Here is a 1,014-nt window from a genome sequence, read left to right as displayed (position 1 = left end):
TCTTGGCGGTGCCGACGGCGGTGCCGTCCGGGGCGTCGGCCGCCGTCGCCTGTGCGGGCACCCGGCCGGCCTCGTCCTGCACCACCGAGATCGCCGCCGCCGCGGCCACCCCGAGCGCGGCCACCGACGGCACCGCGACCCGGAACAGCGCGGCCCGGGTGGCCGCCTTGGCGGCGCCGCGCCGCTGCGCGCGGGACTGCTCGCGGGCGGCCACGCGCAGCTCCGCACGGGTCGGACGGGCGGCTGCGTCGGGAGCCATCGGGGGCTGCCTCCTCGGTGGGCCTCGGTCACGTCGTCGGGCGAGGGAAAACAGGCGTGACTGTAGCTGCACGTTCGGTGCCCCCGAAAACCCTCCGGTTGTCAAGAGGTCGGGCGGGGGTCCGTGTGGTGGGCCGGAGGTGGGTATACCCACTGGTAGCAAGGGGTGGGGCTGTGATTTTGCCCTCCTCTTGAGGGGTGGCACGGCCAACCGGCCCGGGTGGCGCTAACCTCCCCTCAGGTTGGTTATTGACCGTTAACGCGCCCACGGCCCACGAGGCCGGGTGGGTTGGTGGACGACGAGGTCCAGGAGGCAGTGATGGGTGTGTCAGGGCCGATCCGTGTGGTGGTCGCCAAGCCGGGGCTGGACGGTCACGACCGCGGTGCCAAGGTCATCGCGCGCGCCCTGCGCGACGCCGGCATGGAGGTCATCTACACCGGGCTGCACCAGACGCCGGAGCAGGTCGTGGACACCGCCATCCAGGAGGACGCGGACGGCATCGGCCTGTCGATCCTCTCGGGCGCCCACATGACGCTGTGCGCGCGGGTGCTGGAGCTGCTGAAGGAGCGCGACGCGGCCGACATCAAGGTGTTCTGCGGCGGGATCATCCCGGACGAGGACATCGCCGAGCTGAAGGCGATGGGCGTCGCGGACATCTTCACCCCGGGCACCCCGACCCGGGACGTCGTCGCGTGGGTCGAGGCCAACCTCCGCGCGGCGGGCTGATCTTCGGCTGACCGGTGAGCGGGCCGCCC

General features: G+C 72.7%; 1 protein-coding gene and 1 pseudogene. One reads left to right on the top strand and one right to left on the bottom strand.

Annotation, left to right across the window (positions count from 1 at the left end):
- A pseudogene (locus AB0O00_RS41480) lies at positions 1-259 on the bottom strand (peptidase M23); the annotation flags it as partial.
- Positions 260-577: 318 nt separating this feature from the next.
- Here AB0O00_RS41480 and AB0O00_RS41475 point away from each other — a divergent pair.
- Positions 578-985 (top strand): cobalamin B12-binding domain-containing protein, encoded by a 408-nt coding sequence (locus AB0O00_RS41475; RefSeq protein WP_153460947.1) that lies wholly within the window; start codon positions 578-580, stop codon positions 983-985.
- Positions 986-1,014 lie beyond the last annotated feature (29 nt).

Source organism: Kitasatospora sp. NPDC093558, assembly GCF_040683475.1.
In the GTDB taxonomy this organism is placed as follows: domain Bacteria; phylum Actinomycetota; class Actinomycetes; order Streptomycetales; family Streptomycetaceae; genus Kitasatospora.
This window is presented reverse-complemented; position numbering and strand designations above follow the sequence as displayed.